Raw genomic sequence first — 431 nt, forward strand, 5'->3', positions numbered from 1 at the left:
TGTCTCCGTCCTCGGTAATACCCCGGAAACCGCCTGGCTGAAAGGGTTCAATGAACGTCAGGATGTGCAATGGAACTTAGTCAAAGATGCGTATGACCGCTGGGATTATAAAAGCCAGCATCTGAACCCGGTGGTTTCAGCGGTGATAGCGATTGCTGTGGCCGCCGTGACGACAGGCGCAGGCATAACGGCTTCGGTGGCCGGATCCGCAGCAGGCGCGGCAGGTTCAGCGGCGACGGCAGCGGGGGCGACCGCCAGCACCGCCGCTACCGTGGGCTCAATGGCTTACGGCGCGACGGCTTCCGGCATGGCGGCGCTGGCCTCTCAGGCAGCGGTCGCTCTGGTGGATAATCAGGGCGACTTATCCAAAGCCTTAAAAGCGATGGGCAGCAGCGACACGGTTAAATCCACCTTCACGTCCATGGTAATGG

1 protein-coding gene is annotated in these 431 nt (G+C 60.6%); it reads left to right on the forward strand.

Annotation, left to right across the window (positions count from 1 at the left end; all coding sequences use genetic code 11):
- Positions 1-431 (forward strand): DUF637 domain-containing protein (locus ABR397_RS23385; protein WP_350307787.1); only part of this gene is annotated, 431 nt, incomplete at both ends.

The sequence above is a fragment of the Photorhabdus viridis genome, from assembly GCF_040256935.1.
Classification (GTDB): Bacteria; Pseudomonadota; Gammaproteobacteria; order Enterobacterales; family Enterobacteriaceae; genus Photorhabdus; species Photorhabdus viridis.